Annotated in this window: 19 protein-coding genes, 1 pseudogene and 1 riboswitch; of the genes and pseudogenes, 10 read left to right on the plus strand and 10 right to left on the minus strand. The window is 69.2% G+C overall.

Translation table 11 applies throughout. The features are described from left to right. On the minus strand, nucleotides 1-194 hold a 194-nt coding region (locus IMZ29_RS17115; protein WP_216186358.1), incomplete at its 3' end, for a hypothetical protein. A gap of 7 nt (nucleotides 195-201) precedes the next feature. Beyond that, nucleotides 202-576, minus strand: coding sequence for a Co2+/Mg2+ efflux facilitator ApaG/CorD (gene apaG / locus IMZ29_RS17120; RefSeq protein WP_216186360.1), 375 nt, complete (start codon nucleotides 574-576; stop codon nucleotides 202-204). Between the two features lie 22 nt (nucleotides 577-598). On the opposite strand from apaG, the gene rpe reads away from it, so the two are divergent. Continuing rightward, the gene (gene rpe, locus IMZ29_RS17125) at nucleotides 599-1306 is read left to right on the plus strand and encodes a ribulose-phosphate 3-epimerase (protein ID WP_216186362.1); all 708 of its coding nucleotides are present in this window, start codon (nucleotides 599-601) and stop codon (nucleotides 1304-1306) included. 151 nt (nucleotides 1307-1457) lie between these two features. Beyond that, nucleotides 1458-2132, plus strand: a complete 675-nt coding sequence (locus IMZ29_RS17130; protein WP_216186364.1) for a phosphoglycolate phosphatase — start codon at nucleotides 1458-1460, stop codon at nucleotides 2130-2132. A gap of 61 nt (nucleotides 2133-2193) precedes the next feature. On the opposite strand, the gene IMZ29_RS23380 is transcribed toward IMZ29_RS17130, so the two are convergent. The 3 genes from IMZ29_RS23380 to IMZ29_RS17140 are packed head-to-tail and all read right to left on the minus strand — an operon-like array spanning nucleotide 2194 to nucleotide 8683. After that, nucleotides 2194-4491, minus strand: coding sequence for an autotransporter outer membrane beta-barrel domain-containing protein (locus IMZ29_RS23380; RefSeq protein WP_371820328.1), 2298 nt, complete (start codon nucleotides 4489-4491; stop codon nucleotides 2194-2196). Beyond that, complete coding sequence (locus tag IMZ29_RS22885) at nucleotides 4443-7979, minus strand: hypothetical protein (RefSeq protein WP_253207212.1); 3537 nt, start codon at nucleotides 7977-7979, stop codon at nucleotides 4443-4445. Before IMZ29_RS22885 ends, IMZ29_RS23380 begins: the two co-directional genes overlap by 49 nt. Beyond that, nucleotides 7976-8683, minus strand: a complete 708-nt coding sequence (locus IMZ29_RS17140) for a hypothetical protein (RefSeq protein WP_216186368.1) — start codon at nucleotides 8681-8683, stop codon at nucleotides 7976-7978. Before IMZ29_RS17140 ends, IMZ29_RS22885 begins: the two co-directional genes overlap by 4 nt. A 299-nt stretch (nucleotides 8684-8982) precedes the next feature. Here IMZ29_RS17140 and IMZ29_RS17145 point away from each other — a divergent pair, with 299 nt between their 5' ends. Further along, nucleotides 8983-11169, plus strand: a complete 2187-nt coding sequence (locus IMZ29_RS17145; RefSeq protein WP_216186370.1) for an alpha/beta hydrolase domain-containing protein — start codon at nucleotides 8983-8985, stop codon at nucleotides 11167-11169. A gap of 13 nt (nucleotides 11170-11182) precedes the next feature. On the opposite strand, the gene IMZ29_RS17150 is transcribed toward IMZ29_RS17145, so the two are convergent. After that, on the minus strand, nucleotides 11183-11833 hold the full coding sequence (locus IMZ29_RS17150; RefSeq protein WP_216186421.1) for a DedA family protein: 651 nt from the start codon (nucleotides 11831-11833) through the stop codon (nucleotides 11183-11185). A gap of 423 nt (nucleotides 11834-12256) precedes the next feature. Between IMZ29_RS17150 and IMZ29_RS17155 the strand changes: the two genes are divergently transcribed. Further along, nucleotides 12257-13777 carry an anthranilate synthase component I family protein gene (locus IMZ29_RS17155; protein WP_216186372.1) on the plus strand — a complete coding sequence of 507 codons (1521 nt, stop codon included), beginning with the start codon at nucleotides 12257-12259 and terminating at the stop codon, nucleotides 13775-13777. Nucleotides 13778-13860: 83 nt separating this feature from the next. Here the strand turns inward: IMZ29_RS17155 and IMZ29_RS17160 are convergent, their stop codons facing one another. After that, on the minus strand, nucleotides 13861-14877 hold the full coding sequence (locus tag IMZ29_RS17160; protein WP_216186374.1) for a LacI family DNA-binding transcriptional regulator: 1017 nt from the start codon (nucleotides 14875-14877) through the stop codon (nucleotides 13861-13863). A 229-nt stretch (nucleotides 14878-15106) separates the two neighbouring features. Between IMZ29_RS17160 and IMZ29_RS17165 the strand changes: the two are divergent. Together IMZ29_RS17165 and IMZ29_RS17170 are read left to right on the plus strand one after the other, a co-directional pair. Next, nucleotides 15107-16266 (plus strand): annotated as a pseudogene (locus IMZ29_RS17165) (L-talarate/galactarate dehydratase). Between the two features lie 54 nt (nucleotides 16267-16320). After that, nucleotides 16321-17280, plus strand: coding sequence for a Bug family tripartite tricarboxylate transporter substrate binding protein (locus IMZ29_RS17170; protein ID WP_216186376.1), 960 nt, complete (start codon nucleotides 16321-16323; stop codon nucleotides 17278-17280). Nucleotides 17281-17305: 25 nt separating this feature from the next. Here IMZ29_RS17170 and IMZ29_RS17175 read toward each other — a convergent pair whose 3' ends face one another. Further along, nucleotides 17306-18142, minus strand: a complete 837-nt coding sequence (locus tag IMZ29_RS17175) for an alpha/beta hydrolase (protein WP_216186378.1) — start codon at nucleotides 18140-18142, stop codon at nucleotides 17306-17308. Nucleotides 18143-18348: 206 nt separating this feature from the next. Further along, nucleotides 18349-18461: riboswitch (glycine riboswitch) on the plus strand. 45 nt (nucleotides 18462-18506) lie between these two features. On the opposite strand from IMZ29_RS17175, the gene IMZ29_RS17180 reads away from it, so the two are divergent. Continuing rightward, entirely contained in the window at nucleotides 18507-19796 is a 1290-nt protein-coding gene (locus IMZ29_RS17180) for a D-amino acid dehydrogenase (RefSeq protein ID WP_216186380.1), read from the plus strand. A 285-nt stretch (nucleotides 19797-20081) separates the two neighbouring features. Then, the gene (locus IMZ29_RS17185) at nucleotides 20082-21851 is read left to right on the plus strand and encodes an EAL domain-containing protein (protein WP_216186423.1); all 1770 of its coding nucleotides are present in this window, start codon (nucleotides 20082-20084) and stop codon (nucleotides 21849-21851) included. 9 nt (nucleotides 21852-21860) lie between these two features. Here the strand turns inward: IMZ29_RS17185 and IMZ29_RS17190 are convergent, their stop codons facing one another. Next, complete coding sequence (locus IMZ29_RS17190) at nucleotides 21861-22988, minus strand: alkene reductase (RefSeq protein WP_216186382.1); 1128 nt, start codon at nucleotides 22986-22988, stop codon at nucleotides 21861-21863. Between the two features lie 236 nt (nucleotides 22989-23224). Here IMZ29_RS17190 and IMZ29_RS17195 point away from each other — a divergent pair, with 236 nt between their 5' ends. Further along, nucleotides 23225-23404, plus strand: coding sequence for a hypothetical protein (locus IMZ29_RS17195; protein WP_216186384.1), 180 nt, complete (start codon nucleotides 23225-23227; stop codon nucleotides 23402-23404). 74 nt (nucleotides 23405-23478) lie between these two features. Here the strand turns inward: IMZ29_RS17195 and IMZ29_RS17200 are convergent, their stop codons facing one another. Further along, entirely contained in the window at nucleotides 23479-24483 is a 1005-nt protein-coding gene (locus IMZ29_RS17200; protein WP_216186386.1) for a bile acid:sodium symporter family protein, read from the minus strand. 103 nt (nucleotides 24484-24586) lie between these two features. On the opposite strand from IMZ29_RS17200, the gene IMZ29_RS17205 reads away from it, so the two are divergent. After that, on the plus strand, nucleotides 24587-25510 hold the full coding sequence (locus tag IMZ29_RS17205; RefSeq protein WP_216186388.1) for a LysR family transcriptional regulator: 924 nt from the start codon (nucleotides 24587-24589) through the stop codon (nucleotides 25508-25510). The last annotated feature ends 104 nt before the right edge of the window (nucleotides 25511-25614 follow it).

Genomic DNA, 25614 nt, shown 5'->3' on the forward strand with positions numbered 1-25614 from the left:
GCATCGAGCACCGGTGGCGGTGCGGCCGGCCCGGTGCTGACGCCGGTGGCGCCCTGCTCCAGGATGGCGCGCGCGTCGGCGTCGTCGTGATCTTTGGGGGTATTGGTGCAGGCGGCCGCCAGGACGGCGGCGGCGAGCGCGGCGGCGCGCCAGGCGGCGGAGCCGGCACGCGACAGCGGCAAAGCAGGCTTCATGGACACGTCAATGCAGGGTGCGGGGCATGGCCAGCACGAATTCAGGGATGTCGACTTCAAACGGCACGCCGTTCTCGCCGACACAGTGATAGGTGCCCCGCATCGTACCGACGGGGGTCGAGAGCGGGCAACCGCTGGTATATTCGAAGCTCTCACCGGGTGGCAGCAGCGGCTGCTGACCGACGACACCCAGACCACGGACCTCTTCCGTGCGTTCGTCCCCGTCGGTGATGATCCAGTGCCGGCTGATCAGCTGGGCTGGATGGGCCCCCGTGTTCGTGATGCGAATCGTGTAGGCGAACACGTACTGCCTGCGCGCCGGATCGGACTGCTCCGGCAGATAGCGCGGCACCACCGTCACGGACATATCGTAGGGTTTCATTCGTCTTCAAGGAATATTCAGCATGTCGAACACCGGGCCCGGCGCCACGCGCATTGCCCCCAGCATTCTATCCGCGGATTTCGCCCGCCTGGGCGAGGAGGTCCGCAACGTCGTGGCCGCCGGCGCAGACTGGATCCACTTCGACGTCATGGACAACCATTACGTTCCCAACCTCACCATCGGCCCGATGGTCTGTGAGGCTCTGCGCCCGCACACCCAGGCGCCCATCGACGTGCACCTGATGGTCGAACCGGTCGATGCCCTCATCCCGATGTTCGCCAAGGCCGGTGCGAACAGCATCACCTTCCACCCGGAAGCGAGCCGCCACGTCGATCGCACGCTGCAGCTGATCCGCGACCACGGTTGCCAGGCCGGTCTGGTGTTCAATCCGGCCACCTCGTTGGATTGGATGGATCACGTGATGGATCGTCTGGACCTGGTGCTGCTGATGTCGGTGAACCCCGGATTCGGTGGCCAGAGCTTCATTCCGGCCACGCTGCCCAAGCTGCGCGAGGCCCGCGCCCGCATCGATCGCTGGACGGCCGAGACGGGCCGCCCCATCCTGCTGGAGGTGGACGGCGGCGTCAAGACCGACAACATCGCCGAGATCCGCGCGGCGGGCGCCGACACCTTTGTCGCCGGCTCGGCCATCTTCGGCAAGCCGGACTACGCCCAGGTGATCCGCCAGTTGCGCGACGAGATCCGTCGGGGCGAATCGACCAGCGCCTGAGGTGGCGCCAACGACCCTGTCGCGCGACGCCGCGGGGTCGTGTCTGGCAGAGTCCGGGCGCCACGCGATCTTGACGCCTGCGGGCCGCAGCGCGACAGTGTCATCCGGCAGGAGTACGCTCGCAGGTTGCCCGACTCTATCGAGACCGCTCATGTTTGAAGCCGCCCTGTTCGACCTGGATGGCACTCTTCTCGACACCGCCCCGGATCTTGCCCTGGCCGCCAACGCCATGCGCGTGGAATACGGCATGCCGCCGCTGCGCGAGGATGTCATCACGACGTTCGTCGGCAAGGGCATGGAAAACCTCGTGCGGCGCGTGCTGGCCGGCTCGCTCGAGCCCGAGGAGCAGCTCGCGCACCCGATCGAGGAAGCGCTGGCTGTCTTCAAGCGCCACTATCACATCGTCAATGGGGATCGCGTGCGCATCTTCGACGGCGTCCTCGAAGGCCTGCAGGCCATGCGGGCCGATGGGCTGTCGCTCGGCGTCGTCACCAACAAGCCCACGGAGTTCACGCTGCCGCTGCTCGCACAGACAGGGCTGGGCGGCCTTTTCGAGACCATCGTGTGCGGCGACACCTGCGCGCACAAGAAGCCACACCCGGAACCGGTGCTGCATGCCTGCCGCCAGTTGAACGCCGATCTGGCGCGCGCGGTCGTCATCGGCGATTCGGTGAACGACGCGCTTGCCGCGCGCGCAGCCGGCACGGCCGTGCTCATCGTCCCCTACGGCTACAACGAGGGCCGCGACGTGCGTACCCTGGATGCGGACGGCATCGTGCCGGACGTGATGGCGGCTGTCGCCTGGATGCGCGAGCGCGCTTCCTGACGCCGACGCGCGGGCGGGCAGCCATGCCCGCCCGCGCCACGACTTTGGGGCACGCGCTACCTCAAAAGCGCTTGGCGAACCGCGCGCTGCCCTGATGCGACACGAAGTGCCGGCCGAACTGCGCCTGGTACTCGGCAGTGACCTCGTAGCCGTTGATCGTCATCAGATGCACGCCCACCCCAGCATCGCCCAGCACGCGCGTCATGTGCGAGGTGGTGCGGAAGTCCGCCACCACGCCGTCCAGGCCGCGCAGGTTGGCCTGACCCGACAGGGTGTCGTCCGACAGCACGGTGACGCCCAACGAGCCGTACGGACGCAGCCAGCCGCCCGAGGCGAGATCCAGGCGCGCGCCGAACTCCACGTTCGGGCGCAGGGCCACCGTCGTGTCGCTCAGGCCCGACACCTCCAGGTCCAGGCTGCCCGCGCCCGATTCGGTGTAGCCGGGCTTGCGGGTGTGGATGATGTCCAGATCCAGTTGCGGACGCACGTAGGCACGCGGGCCGGCAAACTGGTAGGCCGCGCGCAGACGCGTGCCAAGCGTGGAGACGCGCGTGTCGCTCAGCGCCTGGCGCGTCTGGTCACCCAGCTGGATCGTGCGGCGATTGTCGAACCAGCCCTGCCCCACCGCCAGCGAACCCGCAAAGAGCCAGTTGCCGTATTGACGCTTGAGCGCCACGGCCACGTCCGCACTGTCGCCCCGCGAGCGTGACAGACCATCGAGACCGTCGAGGCGGGAATCCGTATAGGCTGCCGACACCCCCACGAACCAGTCGGGACGCACTTCGCGCTGCACGCCGACGCGATACACGGCCGCATCCTGGCGATAGCCCTGGATGGCGTTGGTCTCCTGCTGGTTGGTCCGGCTCACGTTGGCCTGGCCCCAAACGCAGTCGCCTTCGCGCCAGGCGGTGCCGCTGCCCACGAAGGCCGGGCAGCTCATGACGGACTTGAGCGCGGCACGGCTTGCCTGCAGACGCGCCACGGCGGTGGCCTGCGTGTTCTCCGGACTCATGCTGTCCAGGCTGTCGGCGTAGGCCTCAGCCGAGGGCGTCTGCACGAAAGCGGCGAAGGTGCTCGCCTGTGCTGCGGCGCCCTGGTCCCAGGCCTGCTGCAGGTGCTCGGCCGTGGCGCGCTGGTTTTCCGTCAGCGTGACACCCTCGGGCGTGGCGAAATGGGCGGTCGGCACGAGCGTGAGCGCGCGCTCGCGCTGCTCGATGGACCAGGCGATCGGCACGTGACGCGGCCACGTCCGGATGGCGTCCGCCCCCTGGGCGTCCAGGGCGCCGGTGGACTCGAGGAAGGTATAGCGCCCGGGCAGAAGCGCCGTGATGAGCGCCGGCTGGACATGGCCCTGGAACCGGGTGTCGCCCGTCACCGTCAGGCGATCACTGGTGGGCTGGCCCACGCCGGCGTCGGGCGAGATGTCCACCAGCAGCGTCGCATCCTGCTGATGCCACAACGAGCCCTCCAGGCGGACGTTGGCGATCTGGCCTGACTCACCGATGGCGAGGGTGCCGGCGTTGTTGAGCCAGCCCTGGCGACCGAGCCGTGCGCCAGTCAGGTTGAGGCGGCCGCCAGACAGGTTGTTGACGGTGTTGATGTCCTCACCGCTGGCACCAACCAGATCGAGTCTGCCGGTGAGCGTGCCGGCATTGTCGATCGTCTCCCGCGCAAAGGAGCCTCGCACGGCCGTGCCCGACAAGGCGCTCACCACCGAGCCGGCTTCGAACGTGACGTGGTTGTTCGCGCCGCCTTCCACGACGACTGCGGCGCCCGTGCCGGAACCGCCCTTCAGTTCCCCCGTGTGCCGAATGGTGATGTCTCTGCCCTCGCGGGTGCCATCCAGTGCGCCGGAAGTCGTCTGCACACCACTCTGGGCAAAGATGCCATGTGCGTCCACGCCATCAGCCACGATGCTGCCCTGGGTGGTGATCGTGATGGCACCACCCTGGCCCTTGGCCTGGGTACGCGAGGTGCCGCCGGATTCGGCGACCGGCAGCAGCAAGCCATGGGCATCGGCGGCCAGCCCACCCCCGCCACCCAGGCTTTGCGCGACGATGCCGTGCGCGCGTTCGCCGCGGGTACGGATCGAGGCCGTCGCCCCTGGGCGCATGGCCACGGTCACCGCGCCGCCGTTGCCGCTGCTGCCTGACATGGCATTCTCGAAGACATAGGCGGGCCGCTCCGAGCTGCCGGCCAGCACGGCTGCATCCCAACTGCCCGAGTAGCCTCCGCCCCCGCCGATAGACTGGGCGAGAATGCCGACCGAGCCTGCGCCGTGCGTCTGCACCGTGGATCCATTGCCCAGGGTCACGTTGACGGCGCCGCCGTCGCCTGCGGCGCCGCCAAAGCCGCCCATGCCGATGGCAACTTTGGCATACCGCGAATCGCCCGTGCTGCCGCCGGCGCCACCGCCGCCGCCAATCGATTGCGCGAAGATGCCGAAAGCCGTCCTTCCCTGCGTTTCCACGCGCTGGTCGTTGAACACATTGACGGCCCCTCCGGCACCGCCGGCGCGCCCCGGCCACCAAATTTGAGGTCGACCGACGGGGCGGGCAGGATGGTGGCGTTGTTGTCGAACTGCGCTGACCCGGCATCCGGCATCCCCAGTGCCGTGAAGAGCTTGGTGAGCTCCTTCGTGGCTGCCGCCTCGGCCGCCTTGTCCGCATCGGTCATGTCGACGGCGAAGCGTTCCGGCTGGAGGGGGGCTGCCTGATTGACGTAGAACACCCCGCCGCCGCCGCCCACGCTCTGCGCGAACACGGCGTGCGACTGCCCGCCTTCTGTCAGGATGCTGCCGCCCTGATTGACGGTCACGACGCCGCCCGGCGAGCTCTTGCCGCTATTGCCGCCCAGCGACGCATTGGCCGACACCGAGATGCTGTCGGCGTTGGCCGAGCCACCGCCCAGGCCACCACCGCCGCCCACACTCTGCGCGAAGATGCCGCTGGAGAGCTCACCCCGGGTGCGAATACTGGCGGTGTTACCCACGGTGACGTTGCCTCCGGCACCGCCTTCGTTGCCCCGGCCACCCATGGCATACGTGAGGTTGACCTTGCTGGTGCCATTGGCATAGGCCGACCCGCCACTGCCCCCGCCGCCACCGATCGATTGCGCGAGCAGTGCGTGCGCGTGATCACCCTGGGTGAGCACGTCGGCGGCGTTGGTGATCCGGACGACGCCGCCCGTGCCGCCGCCACCGCCCGTGCCGCCCCACGTGCCGGCGAGCTGTCCGTTCGGCACGGACACCTGACCGGCTTTCAGGCCTTTGTTGATCTCTTCGATCTGCTTCTTCAGCAGCAGTTGCGTGGCCTGCAGATTGAGGTAGAACTCAGCCGCCTTCAGGCGCTCCTGAACGTCCATCTTCTTGCCGTCGATGATGTCGGCGTTGAAACCCTTCAGATACTGCGCGACAGCATCCATGGTCTCCTTGAACCCCGCATTGCTGTCGAGCTGCTTCTTGATCTCTGGCGACATCTTGTAGAACTTGCTCAGTTCCTTCACGATGCGCACGTGCGTGTCGGCCGAATACTGCAGCGAGCCCGATTGCGCCCCCGTGAAGCCCCCGCCCGTGCCGCCACCGCCGCCCACGCTCTGGGCCAGTACGGCATGCGAGCCCGCGTTGCGCGTGCTCACGGCGATGCCGCTCGCCGTGGTGACGTTCACCTCGCCGCCGTTGCCGCCGGCGCCGCCCGTGCCCCCCAGATTGAGATTGGCCGACAGCGTGCCGCTGCCACCGCCCTGATAGCCCCCGGCGTTGCCGCCGCCGCCGCCCACGCTCTGGGCGAAGACCGCCGTGGCGTTGGCGCCACGCGTCGTCACGGAGGCTCGCGTGTCGATGCGCACGGCCCCGCCATGGCCGCCCTTGGCGGCGCTGCCGCCCACGCTGATGTCTGCCGTGACGGAGTCGGCCATCGAGAATGTCTGGACAATCGCGTCGAGCTGCTTGTTCTGCTGGATGCCCACGGCCGTGCGCGCGATGCCCGGACCGCCCGAGCCACCCCCACCGCCAATGCTCGCCGCGGCAAGGCCATAGCTGAACTGTCCTTCCGTCAGCACCGCGCCCTCGTTGCGCACGGCCACGTCGCCGCCTGACCCACCGGACTGGCCCGCGCCACCCAGGGCGTAGCTCATGCCGATGTTCAGTTTGGCACCCAGCAGGTTGGTCACCGCATTGGCGGCACCCGCCACGCCGCCGCCACCGCCTACGCTCAGCGCCTTGATGCCGTGCGATTGCGTGCCGCGTGTCTGAATGCTGGCGTGGTTGTCCACGTCCACCTTGCGTCCGTCGCCACCGGCGCCGCCATTGCCGCCCAACGCATACGTCAGACCGATGGAAGGCTGCGAGGGCGGGGAGATCACGGTGGTGGAGGAATCTGCCGCGCCGCCCACGCCGCCGCCGCCGCCAATGCTCTGCGCGAGAATGCCGAGGGCACTGTTGCCGCGCGTGTCGAGCGCGGACACGTTGTTCACCTGGACCGCGCCGCCGTGACCGCCGTCGCCGCCCGCGCCGCCAATGGCCATGGACCAGCTGGTGATGGCCCCGAGCGAGGACGCGGAGGCGCTGCCTGCGGCGCCCCCAGAGCCCCCCACGCTTTGCGCGAACAGCGCAGTGGCGTTGTTGCCGCGGGTCGTGACACTGCCTGCGGCGGTGCTGCGCGCCAGGGTGACGGCGCCGCCATTACCCCCTTTGCCGCCGTTGCCGCCCACGGCCACGGCAAAACCCAGCGCGCCAGACTTGGCCGTCCCGGCCACACCGCCACCACCGCCGATGCTTTGCGCCACGACGCCGTAGGCATCCTTCTCGTAGGTTGAGAGCGTGCCGCCCGCCGTCACGTTCACGGCGCCGCCATGCCCACCGGAGCCGCCTGCCCCGCCCACGGCGGCGAAAAAGCCCCAGGAGCTGTTGCCACCCGCGCCGCCGCCCACGGGCCGCGCGGTCAACGTGGCTACCTGCAGTGCGGCCAGCGGCGCGCCGCCGCCCACGCTTTGCGCGACTAGCGCAGCCGCGCCCTGACCGCGCGTCTCGATGGTGCCGCTGTTGACCAGGTCCACCTGGCCACCGGCGCCTGCGTTGCCGCCCGAAGCACCACCGAAGTTGAGAAAGTTGCCGTTGCCACCCACGCCACCCGTGCCACCGACAGATTGCGCGAACACGCCAAAAGCCGACGCGCCTTCAGTCGTGATCACACCCGTGTTCGTGCCGCTGATCCGCCCGCCGCTGCCGCCCTGGCCACCCGAGGCGGTCGAGCCGCCGTCCGGTGTGCCGTTGCCACCGTGCCCGCCCACGCTCTGCAGGGTGACGGCCACGGCACGATCGCCCAGGGTGCTGATCGTGCCGGCATTGTCGAAACGCACCGAGGCGTCGGCACCGACGTCCGACACGCTGCCGCCACGCCCGCCGCTGGTCCCCACCTTGGTGACGGAGCCAAAGGCGGTTGCACGCCCGGCGTTGCCGCCGTCGCCCCCATGTGATTCCACAAATACCGCGGGCGCGTCCGTCCCCACCGTGCTCACGCCACCGCCTGCGCGCACGCTGAGGAATGCCGTCCCGCTCGCGCCGCCCTGCCCGCCCAGGCCCGGGTTGGCATTGAGCACCCCTGCGTCGTCGCCCCCCGCGCCACCATCGCCCCCGCGCGAAGACACCACGACGCCAAGCGCGTTGGCCCCGCGGACCTCGATCTTGCCGTCGAGCGTGACGCCAGCCGTCGCGGCAGTGCCCCCGTGATTACCGTACGTGGCGAAGGTCGAGAACCCGTTGGTGCTGCCTCCCGGCCCGCCATCGCCGCCTTGCGAGAGCGCGCGCAGCGCGCTGACCGGCGTCGAGCTCGTGCCCGGGGTGCTCACAAGAATGGTGGCCTGGGCGCCAACCTGGATATGCGCGTCCCCGCCTGCACCTGCGACGCCCGCGCCGGCCGGGTCTGTCCGATCGAGGTGTAGCCCCCGCCACCACTATTGCCGCCACGGCTCTCCACCTCGATCACGCTCGTCGCCGAGGTTGCCTGGATCGACGTGGACGTGGAAAAGCTCACCTCGCCACCCTTGCCGCCCGTGGCAGGCGGCAGTCGGCCATTGCTGAACGGACTCAGCTGCGCGCTGCCGCCGTCGCCACCGCGCGACGACAGGCGGATCAGGCTCGTTGGCCCGGCGCTGCCGGTGACGGGAAGCTCTTCGCGAATGGTGCCGTCGTTGCTCATGCGCACGCGCCCGGCGTCGCCACCGCGAGAGGCCGACAGCAGACCGTCCCCCTTGCCGCCCGCGCCCCCTTGAGACCGCAACAACACCGCTTCTCGCAGCGTGGGGCGCGACGTCGTGATGGTGCCGTGGTTGGTGGCAGTCACATCGCCCCCCGGTGCGCCCGCCGTGGATTCGTCGTTGCTGCCGATCGGGACCCAATCCGCGTTCTGGCCGTCGCGGCCGACTTCACGCAGCCGGAGCTCGGAGACGATCTGGCCCGAGACGACCGTCTGCTCCGCCGCCATCAGCACGCCAGGCAGGAAGACGGCAGCCAGGGCACACGTCATCACCGTCGGGGCGAACGGCAGTGTCACAGGCAGCGCGCACGACGCTGCGCTCCGGGAGATCGGTGAATACATGGCGGCTTCGAATGCAGGATGGCCCGGGCAAGGCAATGCCTGCCATTGTGCCAGCTAAGAAACAATCAGAGAGAATTTCACACCCGCAGTTGCAACGACACGACACGGCGCAGGCATGGGCGGTCATGGGGGGCCCCCGGATCGGCTCGCCGCGTGTCCGTGCCCTGGCGCACGAGGGCACGGGGCTTTCCCCACTGGCAACGCTACGGGACCTCGCGAATAATGCCCCGCAGCAAACTGCGCCCAGGCCTGCGATGACCCCAACCAGACGAACGACGACACTTTGCGCGCTTGCCGCTGCCGTGGGCACGGCGCTCGCGTTCCCGCTTGCGCAGGCGAACGCGGCGGGCATCGACACGATCGACATCCGCGAGGTCCGCGATGCCTTCGACGGGGCGATCCCGCCCGGTGCGGCCGGGCCCTACGTGCTGCTGCAGGGCGTCATGACCGCGCGCATCGATCCGGCCGCGCCTGCCAATGCCGGCATCGTCGATCTTGCGCTTGCCCCGCGCGATGCCGACGGCCTCGTCCGCTACCAGACCGACATTGCCATCCTGCGGCCCAAGGACGGCCGGCATGCCTCGCGCGTCGTGATCTATGACGTGGTCAATCGTGGTCGACCGGTGGCAGCGGGTCTCTTCGCGGGGGTCGCCGACGTCACGGGCGCCGCGGGCCCCGCGCAGGACTTTCCCTCGATCCTGCAGCACGGCCACACGCTGGTCTGGAGCGGCTGGCAAGGGGACGTGCCACTCCATGCGGCCAGCAAAGGCTTCGCACTGGGCACCGCGTTTCCCGTGGCCGTCCAGGCCGACGGCACCCCCGTCACCGGCGCCAGCCGCGAGGAGTACGTCGCCACCGCCCCCGGCGCCTACCGCTTCGCCCTGTCCTATCCCGCCGCCGATCCGGGCGCGCGCGATGCCGTGGTCTTCACGGCCCGGCAAACGTGGCGTGATGCGCAGGGACGCCTGGTGCCCGACGCGCCTGCCGCCCCCGTCACCGATTGGCGTTACGACACGCCGGCCAGCGTGAGCTTCACGCCCCCGGCCGCCGTTCCCCTGCCCGAGGGCGGCAGCGCGGCCCCGGACGCCGGCACCATCTACAGCTTCGTCTACACCGCGCGCGATCCCAAGCTGATGGGGCTGGGCTTTGCGGCGATCCGGGACGTGATGAGCTTCTTGCGCCACAGCCCGCAGGATGCTGCCGGCCAGGTCAACCCGCTGGCGGACTTCCGCACGGCCTGCGACACGGGCCGCACCTGTGCAGATCCGCAGGCCTTCTTCGACACCGGGCTCGCCACAGGGCTCTCGCAATCCGGCCGTGTCCTGCGCGACTTCCTGTACCAGGGCTTCAACCAGTCGCTGGCGAACGACCGTGTCTTCGACGGCATGCTGGCGATGATCCCCGGCGCACGCCGCACCTGGGTCAACACCCGCTTCGCCCAACCCGGACGTTGGTCGCGCCAGCACGAAGACCACTGGATGCCCGGCGACCAGTTTCCTTTCTCGTATGCGGAGCTGACAGATCCGGCATCCGGCCGGCGCGACAGCCTGATGACCGCTTGCCGCAGCACACAGACGTGCCCGCGCATCCTGCAGCTGGACGGCAGCTACGAATGGTGGGGCGGGCGTGCCAGTCTGATCACCACGGACGGCCAGGGTCGCGACATCATGCTGCCCGATGACGTGCGCTATTACACCGTGGCGGGCACGCAGCACAATGGCGGGCCTGGGCTGGCGGACGGGCTGCCTGCGGCCCCCGAACCCGGCCAGGCTTGCGCCCTTCCGGTGAATCCAGTTCCGATCGCGCCGACGGCCCGGGCCCTGCTGTCGGCGCTGATCGATTGGACTCGGCAAGGCACGCCTCCCCCGCCGTCCCGCTACCCCCGGGTGGACGCGGGCGAGCTTGCCGCCCCCGACGCCCTTGGCTGGGACGCTCGGCTGCCGGCCACTATCACGATCCCGGTGCGTGGTGGCGAGGCGACGCTGGCCCTGCCGAGATCGCTCGCCCCCCTGCTCAACACCCTCTTGCCGACAGACTACGCGCAGGCGGTGCCTCGCGTCGATCGCGCGCGGCCCTACACGGTGCTGGTACCCAGCCTGGACGAGACGGGGAATGAGACAGCCGGCATCCGCACGCCGGAGGTGACCGTGCCCCTGGCGAGCTACACGGGCTGGAATCCGCGAGCAGCGGGGTTTGGCGCCGGTGAGGCATGCCCCGCCATGGGGGCCGCCATCCCGCTGACCCGTGACGAGACCACCCGCGTTTCCGGGGACACGCGGCCTGCGCTCGCCCAGCGTTATGCCGACCGCGCCGCCTACGCCCATGCGCTACGCGAGGCGGCAGATGCGCTCGTTGCCGCGCGACTGCTGTTGCCGGCGGACGCCGAGCGCAGCTACGGTACTCAGGCCGCTGGGCGCATCGACGCGCGCCTGCTGCCCTGAAACGCGTAGCGGGTCAGGAGCGCGGGCGCTTGTCGCCCTTGTTCTTGACCCCAGCGTGCAGCAGCTTGCCGCCCAGGAACACGCCAATGATGGTCAGGACGACGATCATGACGCCCACCGCCATGATCTGCTCGGCCTGATCGAGGCCGGCCGCGGCCGAGCCGCGTGCCACCAGGTAGCCCGGTGCCAGCAGGGCAATCACCCAGATGACGGCCGACGTCGCGTTGGCGAGCTGGAACGGGCGCTCGCGCATGCGCATCATGCCTGCCACCAAGGGAATGGTGGAGCGGATGGGCCCGAGGAAGCGCCCGAGAAAGATGGACGCAAAGCCATACTTCATGAAGAAAAGGCGGGCACGGGCCACGCCTCGGCGATGCCGATTCAGCGGCCAGCGGTGCACCAGCGACGGGCCCGCCCAGCGGCCGATCCAGTACGACACGGCGTCGCCCAGGATGGCACCGCCGATCAGCCAGGCAAGGATGGGGGCAGGCGCCAGCACACCCGAGCCCAGCAGCGTACCGGCCACCAGCAGCAGCGCGGTCGCGGGGATCAGAAAGCCGACGAAGGCCAGCGACTCGCCAAAGGTGACGAGGGCGAGCAAGGGGCCGGCCCAGGCATGGTTGGTCTCGATGAACGCAGCCACCTGCGTCATGAACTGGTCGATCAAGGAAGGACTCCGAGGGGGCGGGGGGAGCGCATGCGCGACAGCGCGGCGCGCGAGGGCGCAGGCAAGCGACGTGCCGCACCACGGGGCCCGACTGTAGCAAATGGCGCTCGCACCGCCCACCCCGCGGGGCGCAATGGTATAGTGCCGTCACAATTTTCCTCTCCGCTTCCCATCGAGATGGTCGCCGTTTCCACCCGCCGCGTTGTCGCTGCCGCCCGTGCCCAAGGCACCTGGCGCTGGTGGCGCTCGCCGGCCGGGTGGTGGTGATTCTTCCCCGGTTGTGCGCAGTCCGACTGCCGCGCAACCTCGCTTGACGATCCAATTCCAGAATCCTTCCACCCGCGCCTGGCTCCCAGGTGCGGCGTGCTGCCGACCTGCGGTGCCAGGGGCTCCGGGTGGCTCACGCCTCGGAGGCACTGCATGACCGAACTCGAATTCAAGGCGCTCGCCGCGCAGGGCTACAACCGCATCCCGCTGGTGGCCGAGACCTATGCCGATCTGGACACGCCGCTTGGCCTGTACCTGAAGCTCGCGCACGCCGGACCGCGCGGCGGCCGCATGAGCAGCCTCATGGAATCCGTCGTCAACGGCGAACGTTTCGGCCGCTATTCCTTCATCGGGCTGCCCGCGCGCACGGTGGTGCGCTCGCAGGGCAATCGCACCGAGGTGCTGCGCGACGAGAAGGTCGTCGAGACGCATGAGGGGGATCCGCTCGCCTTCATCGCCGAGTTCCACCGTCGCTTCAAGGTCGCCCTGCGCCCAGGCATGCCGCGCTTCGTGGGCGGCTTGGCGGGTTACTTCGGCTATGAAGCCGTGCGCCACATCGAACCGCGCCTGGGCCCATGCCGCAAACCCGATCCCGCCGGCATGGGCGGCACGACGCCGGACATCATGCTCATGCAGACGGACGAACTGGCCATTGTGGACAACCTCGCCAGCCGTCTCTACCTGATCGTCTACGCCGATCCGACCGAGCCCGAGGCCTACAGCCGCGCCAAGCAGCGCCTGGCCGAGCTGCGCCAGCAATTGCGCAAGCCCGTGGAGCTACCCTACAGCCAGTCCAGCCTGCAGACCGAGGCCCGGCGCGACTTCAAGAAGGCCGATTACCTCGACGCCGTGCTGCGCGCGAAGGAATACATCGCAGCGGGCGATCTGATGCAGGTGCAGGTGGGCCAGGTCATCGCCAAGCCGTTCCGCGATTCTCCGCTCTCGCTGTACCGCGCTTTGCGCTCGCTGAACCCGTCGCCCTACATGTACTTCTGGAATTTCGGTGACTTCCACGTCGTGGGCTCGTCGCCGGAGATCCTGGTGCGCCAGGAGAGCGTCGAGCACCAGGGCGAGGCGCGTTCGCGGGTCACCATCCGGCCCCTGGCCGGCACGCGCCCGCGCGGCAACACCCCCGAGCGCGATGCCGAGCTCGCCGCCGAGCTCCAGGCCGATGAGAAGGAGATCGCCGAACACGTGATGCTCATCGATCTGGCCCGCAACGACGTGGGTCGCATCGCCGAGACGGGCACGGTGGAGCTCACCGACAAGATGGCGATCGAGCGCTATTCCCACGTCATGCACCTGGTGTCCAACGTGCACGGCCTCTTGAAGCGTGGGCTGGACAGCATGGACGTGCTGCGCGCCACGTTTCCGGCAGGCACGCTCACCGGCGCGCCCAAGGTGCGCGCGATGGAGCTGATCGACGAGCTCGAGCCCGTGCGCCGTGGCATCTACGGCGGCGCGGCCGGCTATCTCAGCTACGGTGGCGAGATGGACCTGGCCATCGCGATCCGCACCGGTCTCATCAAGAACGGCACCCTGTACGTGCAGGCCGCTGCCGGCGTGGTGGCCGATTCGGATCCGGAAAAGGAATGGCTGGAGACGGAAGCCAAGGCTCGCGCGGTGCTGCGCGCCGCCGAACAAGTGCAGCAGGGGCTCGACTCGATCGGGTAGCGCGTTCGACGGCCCGGCCTGCGTCCAGGGCGCAAGCCGGCTTGCGCCTCACTGCGCGGGCAGCGGGTGCGCCCCGCTGCCGCTCAGCTGCCAGCCGTCGAGGCGCGCTCCACGACAGCGAATCCGACGTCGATCACCGGCGTCTCGACCCCCTCGCCGCGACAGCGCGCCAGGATCAGCCGGGCGGCATGGTGACCGATGGCCGCGCCGTCCACGCGCACCGTGGTGAGTGACGGCAGCAGGTGCGCGGCGAAGTCCGCGTCGCCGAAACCACAGATCGCCAGATCCTCCGGCACGCGCAGGCCGCGCGCGCGCGCCTCGATCATCACGCCTTCGGCGAGCGCATCCGCGCTGCAGAAGACCGCGCGCAACTGCGGATCCTGCTCGAGCAGGCGCGCACAGGCCTGCCGGCCCAGCGCCACGCTGCTGGGCGCCGGCACGATGGCCGTGGGCACGTCGCGCCCGATCACCGACAGGAACCCCTCGCGCCGCACCGCCGCCCGGCGATCATCCCCCGAGGCCAGCCCCACCCGCTGCCAACCCTTGGCGAGGAAGTAGCCCGCCACGGCGCTGCCGACCTTCAGGTGCGAGAACCCGACCGCCATGTCCAAGGGACGGTCGCTCAACTCCCAGGTCTCCACCACCGGGATGCCGGCGCGCCGCAAGCGCTCGGTCGTGTCACCCTGCGAGAGCAGCCCCGCCGCGACGATGCCATCGACCCGCCGCCCCGCCATCGTCTGCAGCAGGGCCGCCTCGCGGCCGCGGTCGTAGCCCGTCTGCCCCAGGATCAACTGATAGCCCGCACGATCCAGGTCGGTGGTGAGCGCCTGCACGGTGGGCAGGAACTGCGCCACGGAGATACCCGGCACCAGCGCGGCGATCGTCAGGCTGCGGCGGGACTTCAGGCCGCCCGCGATGAGATTGGGGATGTAGCCCGTGAGGCGCGCGGCTTCCTCCACGCGCATGCGGGTGGCGTCCGAGACGCGGCCAGGGTTGCCCAGCGCACGCGAGGCCGTGATCAGGGAGACGCCGGCGGCCCGCGCGACGTCATGCAGAGTGGGCGATGTCGCGGAGGTGGCGGACGGCTTGGCGGTCGACATGGCGGGCAGCATACGCGAAATGCAGCTTGCAGTCCGAAATGGACAACGTTATCCTAACTTGTAGGTTGACGTCGGGCGTTGGCATTGGAGCCGATATACGGCATCGGCATCCGTACGCAGGCCGGCCGCGTTATCAGGTGAGCCTGACGGACTCGCTATCGAGGCACGGCGCCAGCCCAGCGTTCACCTGCCTTCTCGACGATCGCATCCTTACCCTTCACGACCTAAAATGACAACGTTATCCATCGATACTCCGATTCCTGCCTCGCGCATCGCGTGGATCCGCACCTCGGCCTGCACGCTGCCGCTGGCCAATCCGATCAGTGACGCCAAGGTGCTGACCGGCCGCCAGAAGCCCATGACCGAGGTCGCCATGCTGTTCGTGGAGATCGAGACCGATGACGGCCATCGCGGCCTCGGCCTGAGTTACGCCAAGCGTGCCGGCGGCCCGGGGCAGTTTGCGCACGCCCAGGAGATAGCCCCGGTGCTGATCGGCGAGGATGCGAGCGACATCGGCCGGCTGTGGACCCGGCTGTGCTGGGCCGGCGCGTCGGTAGGCCGCAGCGGGCTTGCCGTGCAGGCGCTCGCCGCCTTCGACGTGGCGTTGTACGACCTGAAGGCCCGCCGCGCGGGCCTGCCGCTGGCCAAGCTCCTGGGCAGCTACCGGGATTCCGTGCCTTGCTACAACACCTCGGGCGGCTTTCTGCACACCCCCCTGCCCCAGCTGGTCGAGAACGCCAAGGCCTCGCGCGCACGCGGCATCGGCGGCATCAAGCTCAAGGTCGGCCAGCCGAACACTCGCGAAGACATCCGCCGCGTGCAGGCCGTGCGCGAAGCGCTGGGCGAGGACGCACCGCTGATGGTCGATGCCAATCAGCAATGGGATCGGCCCACGGCCCAGCGCATGTGCCGCATCTTCGAGGCGTTCGGCCTCGTCTGGATCGAAGAGCCGCTCGACGCGTACGACCACGAAGGCCACGCCGCGCTCGCCGCGAGCTTCGACACGCCGATCGCCACGGGCGAGATGCTCACGAGCGTGACCGAGCACGCCGACCTCGTGCGCCATCGGGCCGCCGACACGCTCATGCCCGATGCGCCGCGCGTGGGCGGCATCACGCCCTTCCTGCGCATTGCAAGCCTGGCCGAACAGGCAGGGCTTGCCATCGCCCCGCACTTTGCCATGGAATTGCACGTGCACCTGGCCGCCGCCTACCCCGGCGCGGACCCCTGGGTGGAACATTTCGATTGGCTGGAGCCGCTGTTCAACGAGCGCCTGGAGATCCGCGATGGCCGCATGCTGGTGCCGACCCGGCCCGGCCTGGGGCTCTCGCTGAGTGATCAGCGCGCGCCTGGACTCAGGCCACGGCCGAAGCGGGCAAGCGCCCGTAACCCACGGCCGCCCATCAAGAGGCGGTTGATACAACGACACCAGGAGACACCCCCATGAAGAAGCTCTTCGCCTGCGCGGCGCTCATGCTGGCAGCCGGCGCCACCCACGCCCAGGATTGGCCCAACAAACCGGTGACGCTGCTCGTACCCTTCCCGCCGGGCGGCTCGACAGACCTCATCGCGCGCACCGTCGGCGCCAAGCTGCAGGAAACGTTTGGCGCCACGTTCGTCGTCGAGAATCGCGCCGGGGCGGGCGGTCTGGTCGGCGCCCAGGCGGCACGACGCGCGGCACCTGACGGCTACACCGTCTTCGTGTCCTCGCTCGGGCCCTTCGTCATCGGCCTGCACCTCACCAAGGATCCGGGCTACGACCCGCTCAAGGATTTCGACACCGTGACCGTGGCCGTGCAGGCGCCCAACCTGCTCGTCGTGCCCGCAGGCTCCCCCTACAAGACGGTCGACGACGTCGTGGCCAACCTGAAGGCGCACCCGGGCAAGATGAGCTTCGCCTCGGCAGGCACCGGCACGTCGGATCACCTGACCGCGGAAGTCTTCTGGCAGGCCACGGGCACGCAGGCCAACCACGTCCCGTACAAGGGGGGTGCGCCCGCCATGGTGGATCTCCTCGGCGGCCAGGTCGATGCGAGCTTTGCCAACATCAATACCGTGCTCGCCAACGTGAAGGGGGGCAAGCTGCGCGCCCTGGCGGTGACCAGCGCCAAGCGCTCGCCGCTGCTGCCCGAGGTGCCCACCATGGCCGAACTCGGCTATCCGGACGTGACCGTGACGTCCTGGCAGGCGTTTGCGTTGCCGCACGGCGTGCCGGCGGATATCCGCGACCGTCTGCAGCAGGCGGTCGCCGCGGCGCTGCGCGACCCCGGCGTGGCACCCAAGCTGCTCGAACTGGGCTTTGAGATCGTGGGCAACACCCCGGCCGAGTTCGACCGCTTCCGCGCCACGGAACATGCCCGTTGGAAGACGGTGATCGACAAGGCCGGCATTCAGCCGCAGTGATCACCCGCCGGGGCTTGGCCCCGGCTCAGCGCGCCGCGCCCGCCAGCAGCCGGCGCGCAGCCGCCACGAGTGCGCCGTCGGGTGCAGCAAGTTCGTCGAGCACGTCGAAGTGATTGCGCCCCGGCACCGCCAGGTACTCTGCGGCTTCGCCGGCGGCCTGGCACGCGAGCGCGTAGTCGTGCGAGTGGCGCACGAGCTCGGCAAGCTCGGCGCCCCCCACAGCCACCACCATCGGCACGCCCGGCCCGATCCGGCGTTGCGGACTGAAATGCTCGACCTCACCCGCGCTCAGGTCCAGCGGGTCATTGAGCGTGCCGAGCCGGATCGGCTCGAGATCCATGAGCCCGCTGATGGGCAGCGCGTGCGTGACACGCGGATGCGAACGATGCACGGCGGCGAGATGCCCGCCCGCGGAATGGCCGGACAAGACGAGCGGCGCCTCGCCGATGCCCAGACCATCGCCGTCGCGTGCCAGCTGGTCCAGCAAGGCCCCGATCTCGGCCACGATGCGCGTCATGCTGGCCTCGGGCGCCAGTGTGTACTCGGCGAGCACCACTTGAAAGCCTGCGGCCAGCGGGCCTTCGACCACGAAGGCGAAGTCCTCTTTGCAGCGGCTCTGCCAGTACCCGCCGTGGATGAAGACGAGCACCGGTGCGTCCGGCGTGACGCCGGGAAACCAGTCATAGCGCTGACGCGCACCGTCGCCGTAGGCAAGGTCGCGCTCGTGCGTGAAGTTGGCGTAGGCGTGCTCGCTGCGCGAGAGCATGCTCGCGATCAGCGTCTCCACCTGGGGCACGGCCCGGCTGTTGTTGTAGGCGAGATCCAGGGTCTCGCGGTCCATGCCGCGATACAGGTCGGCCATGTCGGCACCCTCCGGTTGCGATTCGGTCCGGCACGGCGCCGGCCGGACGGACGAGGCCACGATGATAGCTCGCCGGGCACACGGGCCTGCGGTATCGACGCGCGCCGGGCTGCGTGCTATGTTGGGCATAACCAGGAGAAGCTGCGGCGCGATGCCGCACTACCGAAGGCGTACCCCTCAGAACGCTCAGGTCCCCGTACTGGTCACCGAAGACAACTGGAGAGCGCCGGGCCCTGAAGGGTATGCGGCCGCCGAAGGGGCAAGCCGGGCCGAAGGCCGATCCGGTGAATCTCTCAGGCAAAAGGACAGTGGGGGCAGGCAGCGCCAATGCGCCGCCTGCCTCGCACGCGTTCTGGAGCCTGTCATGAAAGTCATCGTCCTGGGCGCCGGCGTCATCGGCGTCGCCTCCGCGTGGTACCTGGCCAGAGCCGGCCACGACGTCACTGTCCTCGAGCGTAATGCGGGCGCTGCGCGCGAGACCAGTTTCGGCAATGGCGGGCAGATCTCCGTCAGCCATGCCGAACCCTGGGCCAATCCCGGTGCTCCGCTCAAACTCCTGCGCTGGCTGGGCCGCGAAGACGCGCCGCTGCTCTTTCGCCTTCGGGCCGATTGGCAGCAGTGGCGCTGGGGGCTCAAATTCCTGCGCGAGTGCCCGGCGGCACGCTCGCGCCACAACATGATCCAGCTCGTGAATCTCGGCACCTACAGCCGTGCGAGCCTGCAGGCGCTGCGTGCGGAGCTTGGCCTCGCCTACGATCAGGTGACGCGCGGCATCCTGCACTTCTACACCTCGCAGAAGGAATTCGACGCTGCCCTGGAACCTGCCCGCGTTATGCGTGAGATGGGCTGCGAGCGCCAGGTGATCGGCCCGGACGAGGCCGTGCGGCTCGAGCCCGCCCTGGCGCACATCCGTCCGCAGCTGGCGGGCGCCACCTACACCAGCGCGGATGAGTCCGGCGACGTGCACCAGTTCACGACCGCGCTTGCCGAGCACGCGGCCCAGCGGGGTGTGCGCTTTCGGTATGGCGTGCGCATCCAGGCCCTGCGCGCCGAGGGCGGACGCATGACGGGGGTGGAGATCGCCAATGAGGAAGGCGGCTACGAGACGCTCACCGCCGACGCCTACGTGCTCGCCCTGGGCAGCTTCAGCGCGGCGCTGGCGCGCCAGGTGGGCGTGCCCCTCGACATCTACCCCGCCAAGGGCTACTCCGCGACGCTACCGGTGCTCGACCCCGCCTGCGCGCCGACCGTGAGCCTGACAGACGATGAATACAAGCTGGTGTTCTCCCGCTTTGGCGACCGGTTGCGCGTGGCGGGCACGGCCGAACTCAACGGCGATTCGCTCGCCCTGAATCCGGTGCGCTGCCAGGCACTGGTACGCCGCACGCTGGCGCTGTTTCCTGGCGTCAGCCGTCCGGAACTCGCGCAATTCTGGGCGGGCCTGCGCCCTGCCACACCGGGCAACGTGCCCTACATCGGCCCATCCGCCGTGCGCGGCCTCTACCTGAACACGGGCCATGGCACTCTGGGCTGGACGCATGGCTGCGGGTCGGGACGCGCCCTGGCCGATCTGATCGACGGGCGCCAACCCGAGGTGGATTTCGCCTTCACGCAGGCGCCGTACGCCCACGCTGGGCGATTCGCACCGGCCTGATCCGGCGAGGCGCACGTGACGCCTTGGCCGCACGCGCGCCGATGGCGGCCTCTTGCGTTGTGCGCAGCTCTCGACGGAGACCAACGGCCACCCTGGGAATGGCCCGCAGATCGTCGTTCCCAAATTTCTCACTGACTCTCGTAAAATGCAATAATTACATTCGCGATGTAAGTGCTTGTTTCCAACGGAGCGCAGTCGTTGAACCAGTCATCAGGAGCGGGACACCAGCAGCGGCAGCGCCCCATCCCCGCCGCGCCAGGGCATGCGCCAGGCTTGCTGGACATCATGACGCGCCGGCTGTTGCGGCCGCACTTTCAACCCGTCGTGGACATCGTGCTGCGCACCGTCTATGGCTATGAGAGCCTGATCCGCGGCCCTCAGGCGAGCCCCTGGCACGAGCCCGCGGCCCTCTTTCGCGAGGCCCACCGTCTGGGCGTGAGCGAGCGCCTGGAGCTCGATTGCGTGCAGGCAGGCATTGCCGACTTCCCGCTCGACGTCGCCTCCTGTCTCTTCCTGAATCTTTCCGCTGGCGCCCTGGTTCAGTACTGGCGGCGATGGGGCCAGCGCATGCCGGGCGAGCTGCTCGGGCCTGCGGCTGCCATGACGCGCACCATCGTGATCGAACTGAGCGGCTGCGATGCCGTCAACGACTTGGGCGCTGACGCGGCGGCGGAGCTCTGCGATGCCATCCTCGCGCTGCGCGATTTCGGCGTGCGCGTGGCGCTCGACGGCGGGCTCAATCCGTCCGCGCTCCAGCTCTGGGCCGACGCCCAGCCGGACCTCATCAAGCTCGATCGCCAGGTATTCGCGGGCATCGGCACCAACGAGCGGCGCCAGAAGCTCGCGCGTGGCCTGGTCGGCATGGCCCGCAGCCTGGGCACGGCCGTCGTGGCAGCCGGCATCGAAAACACCGAAGATCTCGAAGCCGCCCGCGACCTGGGCATCCGCTATGCCCAGGGGTGGTTGCTCGGCCGGCCGGATCCGTGTCCGGCACGCGAGCTGCCTTCTGCCCTGCACGCCGCGCTGGAGCGCGAGCGGCCGATCCGCGCCTCGGAAGATTCCGCCTACGGCACGGTGGCGGCGCTGCGCCTGGCCGCCCCGACGGTATCGGTTGGGGTGCACACCAACGACGATCTGCACCGGCTGTTCGTGGAACACGACAATCTGCATGCCGTCGCCGTCCTCGACGCGCAGCAGCGCCCCGTGGGCATCGTGCCGCGACGCACCTTCGCCGAACGTTACGCGCTGCGCTATACGCGAGAGCTCTTCGGTCGCAACCCATGCACGTCGTTCATGAACGACAACCCGGTCACGATCGACCGCGCCGCCTCGATTGCCCAGCTGAGCCACATCCTGCTCTCGGAAGACCAGAGCTATCTCGTCGACGGCTTCATCATCACGGACGCAGGGCGCTACGAGGGGCTGGGCACTGGCGAGGCGCTGGTACGCGCCGTCACTGAGATGCGCATCGAAGCAGCGCGCTACGCCAACCCGCTCACCTCGCTGCCGGGCAACATCCCCATCAGCCAGCAGCTCGAAGCCCTGCTCGCGCGCGGCAAGAGTTTCGTGGCCTGCTACGCGGATCTGGACCACTTCAAGCCGTTCAACGATGTCTACGGCTACTGGCGGGGCGACGCGATGATCCGGCTGTGCGCCGAGATCATCCAGCGCCATGCCGACCCGCGCTGCGACTTCGTCGGCCACGTGGGCGGCGACGATTTCGTCGTGCTCTTCCTGAGTCCGGATTGGGAGGTACGCGCGCACCACATCGTCGCGGAGTTCGCCGACGAAGCGCGCGCCCTGTATGACGAGGCCGATCGCGCCGAGGGCGGCCTGCACGCCGACGATCGGCATGGCGTCCCGCGCTTCTTTCCCTGCGTCACGCTGGGCATGGGCGCAGTGCGCGTGCATGGCGAGGGCATCGGGCTGTTGCGTGCGGAGGATGTTGCCTCCGCGGCCGCACAGGTCAAGCGCCGAGTCAAGCGCGACGGCTTGTCCCTGGTCGTGCAGGACTATGCGGCCATGGCCCAGCCCACGGTGCCGGGCAGCCCCTGATCGGGGCGATCAGGCGCGGCGGGCGTCCTCGAGCGTCGGATAGTCCACATAGCCGTGCTCACCGCCCCCGTAGAAGGTGGTCTTGTCCGGTACGTTGAAGGGCCCGCCTTCGCGCAGACGCTCGACCAGGTCCGGGTTGGCGATGAAGGGCTTGCCGAAGGCCACGAGATCCGCCTTGCCGCTGGCCACGGTTTCCTCGGCGGTAGCGCCGTCGTAGCCGTTGTTCACCATCCACGCGCCCTTGCCGCCGGCCGCCGCATACGCCTCGCGCAGCACGGCGTAATCGAACGGGCGATCCCCCTGCTGGTGATCGCGCGCGCCGCCCGTGGCACCTTCGATGACGTGGACATACGCGAGCTCGTAACGCGCCAGCACGCGCACCACGTAGTCGAACAGCGCCTGCGGCTGGTCGTCGGCCGCGTCGTTGGCGGGCGTCACGGGCGAGATCCGGATCCCGGTGCGTTGCGCGCCGATCTCCTCGGTCACGGCAGCCACGACCTCCTGCAACAGGCGGGCCCGATTCTCGATGGTGCCGCCATACGCGTCCGTGCGCACGTTGCTGCCGGCGCGCAGGAACTGGTCGATCAGATAGCCGTTGGCCGCGTGGATCTCCACGCCGTCAAAGCCTGCGTCCACGGCGGCCCGGGCCGCGCGCCGGTAATCCGCGACGATGCCGGGGATCTCGTCGATCCCGAGGGCGCGCGGCTCGGACGTGTCCGCGAAACTGCCCGTGCCATCGGAAGACACCAGATAGGTCTTGGCCTTGGCGCGGATCGCCGAGGGCGCCACGGGCGCGCCGCCACCCGGCTGCAGCGAGGTGTGGGAGATGCGCCCGACGTGCCACAGCTGGGTGACGATGCAGCCGCCGGCCTCGTGCACAGCGTCCGTCACCCGCCGCCAGCCCTCGAGCTGCTCGGGCGCATAGAGCCCGGGAACGTCTGCGTAGCCCTGCCCCTGGTGCGAGATGGCGGTGGCTTCGGTGATCAGCAGCCCGGCGCTCGCGCGCTGGGCGTAGTACGTGGCCGTGACCGGCTTGGGCACGGCGTTGGGCGAGCGATTGCGCGTGAGCGGCGCCATGACGATGCGGTTGGACAGCGACAGGGCACCAGCCTTCACGGGGTCGAACAGAGTCGGCATTCGGGAATTCCTGCGAGAGATGAGGGGTGATACACGGGAGTAACGATACGCCGCCTCGGGCGTGCGTGCAGCCAGCACCCCAGCGCACGCCGCATGCCTGCCGTCCGGCCACCAGGGCTTCATGCCTCTCAGGTCTAAGCTAGGAAGGGATTTGTCGTTCGCGCGGTGCCGCCCCGGCTCTAGAGTGGGGCCTCGCCACGGCGCCCGGCAGGCGCCGCCCCCTCTCAGGAGAACGCATGCTTCGCGCCTTCGGCCCCGAAACGGACGGCTTCACCGACTTCCTGTTGCCCCGCGTGCCGGGCGACACGACCGATCCCCAGACGCACGACGCCATGGCCGCCCTGCGTGCCCTGGCGCGCCGCGCCTTCGGCGCCCGCCCGACACAGGCGCCGAGCGACGCTGACAGCGCTGGCTGAATCACCCCGCGGCAGGGCGTGACGCGCACCCATTCGCTGCTGAGCGTGGCGCGAGCGCCCAGAGCACACGCGGATCAGTTGACGCGCGCGGGGACGGGTGCTGGCGGCACCGCCTGCGGGCGCGCCGCGAATCCGCGGGCGAGGAAGGCGCAGGCAAAGAGCTGCAGTTGGTGGAACAGCATCAACGGCAACACGATGAGCGAGACCGCGCTGCCGGCAAAGAGAATCCCCGCCATCGGAATGCCGGTTGCCAGACTCTTCTTGGAACCGCAGAAGATGATCGCGATGCGATCTTCCTCGGAGAAGCCAAGCTTGCGGGCCATGACGCTCGTCACCAGAAGCACCACCGCCAGCATGAGCGCGCACAAGCCGATGAGCCAGCCGAGATCGGCGGCGTCGACCCGGCTCCAGATGCCCGCGACCACGCCTGCGCTGAAGGCCGAATACACCACGAGCAGGATGGAGCCACGATCGGCGAACGAGGTCAGACGCGGATGCGCCTTGAGCTTGGGGCCGAGCCACGGCCGGCACAGCTGACCCACGGCAAAGGGCAGCAGCAGTTGCACACCGAGGTCCACCACCGAATCCAGGCTGATCGTCACGCCCTTGGTGCCCAGCACCAGGGCCACCAGCAGCGGGGTGAGCAACACACCGACCAGGTTGGACACGCTCGCGCTGGTCATGGCCGCCGCGACGTTGCCACGCGCAATCGAGGTGAACGCAATCGAGGACTGCACCGTGGACGGCAGCACGCTCAGGAACAGCAGCCCGATGATGAGATCGCCCGTGACGTGCCCGCGTGCGAGCCAGGCGATCCCCAGGCCCAACACGGGAAAGAGCAGATAGGTGCAGAGGAACACGAAGCTCTGCAGCCGCCAGTGCAGCAGGCCCTGCCCAATGGACTGCAGCGAAAGCTTGGCGCCATAGAGAAAGAAGAGCAGCGCGATGGCGGCATACACCACGTAGCCGAAGATCTCGGCGGCCACCCCGCGCACGGGGAGGATGCTGGCGAGCACGACCGTGCCCAGCAGCATCAGGATGTAAGGATCGATGGAGAACTTGGCAAGCAGGCGTTTCATGACGAGGGACAGACACGGAATGGCCCTGGGGCCGAATACCCGGCACGCTACCACCGCCCTCTATAATTTGGAATCCCTATCACCAGGATATCAGTCATTCACGATGTCGATAGCCGAAGCGCGTCTGCCCGATCCTGTCCTGTTGCGCACCTTCTTGGTGGTGGCCGAAACGCGCAGCTTCACGGCGGCTGCCCGCCGGCTAGGCACGCGCCAGTCCACGGTCAGCCAGCAGATCTCGCGGCTCGAGGCGCACCTGCGTCGCGTGTTGTTCGCCCGCGACACGCACTCCGTGGCGCTCACGCCAGCAGGCACCCAGCTCCTGCCCTTCGCGCGCGACGTGCTCGGCGCGAACCTGCGTCTTGCCCAGGCGGCTACCGGGCGCACCATGAGCGGACGCGTCCGGCTGGGGGTTTCGGAAGACTTCGCCCTCTCCGGGCTCGCAGACGTGCTGGCCGAGTTCACGCAACAGCACGCCGATGTGGAAGTCGAGCTCGACATCGGACTGAGCGGCCTGCTGCATCAGCGCTTCGATGCCGGCGCGCTGGACGTGATCTTTGCCAAGCAACTTCGCGGCGACAGCCGGGGGCGCACGGCCTGGCGCGAGACGCTCGCCTGGGTGGGCCGCGACGGCAGCCGGCCGGATCCGCAGCGTCCGCTGCCCCTCATCGTGTACCCGCCGCCCAGCATCACGCGCCTGCATGCGATCGAGGCCCTGGAGGCCGCCGGCCGCAGCTGGAAGGTGGCCTGCACGAGCAGCAGCGTGAATGGTCTGCGCGCGGCCGCGCTGGCCGGGCTGGGCTATCTGCCGCACTCGCTGCGTCTGCTCCCCGCGGGTCTGTCTGCCGTGAGCCCGGAAGCCGGGCTGCCCGGCCTGGGCGACATTGCCTTCGTGGTCCTGGTGCGGGAGACGGCAGGGGAATCCGCGGCGGCCCTGGCCGAGGTCCTCCTCGAGGGCGCGGCCCGGCTGGCCGTCCTGCCCTCGGCCACTGGGCGCGTATCGCAAGGCATGCGCGGCCCAGGAGCCTGATGACGCATGCGGGCTGCTATCATGATCGCCACGACACGCATGTGCCGCCATACCCACCTTGAAACCTCCCCCTGCCCGACCCCGCGCCGCTCCTGCGGACACGC

This window comes from Verticiella alkaliphila, from assembly GCF_018904615.1.
GTDB lineage: Bacteria > Pseudomonadota > Gammaproteobacteria > Burkholderiales > Burkholderiaceae_B > Verticiella > Verticiella alkaliphila.

Excerpts from the sequence above, each read along its gene's own strand:
- IMZ29_RS17205 (WP_216186388.1), top strand. The coding sequence starts at position 24,587 with ATGTCGATAGCCGAAGCGCGTCTGCCCGATCCTGTCCTGTTGCGCACC.
- IMZ29_RS17195 (WP_216186384.1), top strand. The coding sequence starts at position 23,225 with ATGCTTCGCGCCTTCGGCCCCGAAACGGACGGCTTCACCGACTTCCTG.
- IMZ29_RS17170 (WP_216186376.1), top strand. The coding sequence starts at position 16,321 with ATGAAGAAGCTCTTCGCCTGCGCGGCGCTCATGCTGGCAGCCGGCGCC.
- IMZ29_RS17185 (WP_216186423.1), top strand. The coding sequence starts at position 20,082 with ATGACGCGCCGGCTGTTGCGGCCGCACTTTCAACCCGTCGTGGACATC.
- IMZ29_RS17180 (WP_216186380.1), top strand. The coding sequence starts at position 18,507 with ATGAAAGTCATCGTCCTGGGCGCCGGCGTCATCGGCGTCGCCTCCGCG.
- IMZ29_RS17200 (WP_216186386.1), bottom strand. The coding sequence starts at position 24,483 with ATGAAACGCCTGCTTGCCAAGTTCTCCATCGATCCTTACATCCTGATG.
- IMZ29_RS23380 (WP_371820328.1), bottom strand. The coding sequence starts at position 4,491 with ATGGGCGGCTTTGGCGGCGCCGCAGGCGACGGCGGCGCCGTCAACGTG.
- IMZ29_RS17190 (WP_216186382.1), bottom strand. The coding sequence starts at position 22,988 with ATGCCGACTCTGTTCGACCCCGTGAAGGCTGGTGCCCTGTCGCTGTCC.
- IMZ29_RS17155 (WP_216186372.1), top strand. The coding sequence starts at position 12,257 with ATGACCGAACTCGAATTCAAGGCGCTCGCCGCGCAGGGCTACAACCGC.
- rpe (WP_216186362.1), top strand. The coding sequence starts at position 599 with ATGTCGAACACCGGGCCCGGCGCCACGCGCATTGCCCCCAGCATTCTA.
- IMZ29_RS17130 (WP_216186364.1), top strand. The coding sequence starts at position 1,458 with ATGTTTGAAGCCGCCCTGTTCGACCTGGATGGCACTCTTCTCGACACC.
- IMZ29_RS17160 (WP_216186374.1), bottom strand. The coding sequence starts at position 14,877 with ATGTCGACCGCCAAGCCGTCCGCCACCTCCGCGACATCGCCCACTCTG.
- apaG (WP_216186360.1), bottom strand. The coding sequence starts at position 576 with ATGAAACCCTACGATATGTCCGTGACGGTGGTGCCGCGCTATCTGCCG.
- IMZ29_RS17175 (WP_216186378.1), bottom strand. The coding sequence starts at position 18,142 with ATGGCCGACCTGTATCGCGGCATGGACCGCGAGACCCTGGATCTCGCC.
- IMZ29_RS17145 (WP_216186370.1), top strand. The coding sequence starts at position 8,983 with ATGACCCCAACCAGACGAACGACGACACTTTGCGCGCTTGCCGCTGCC.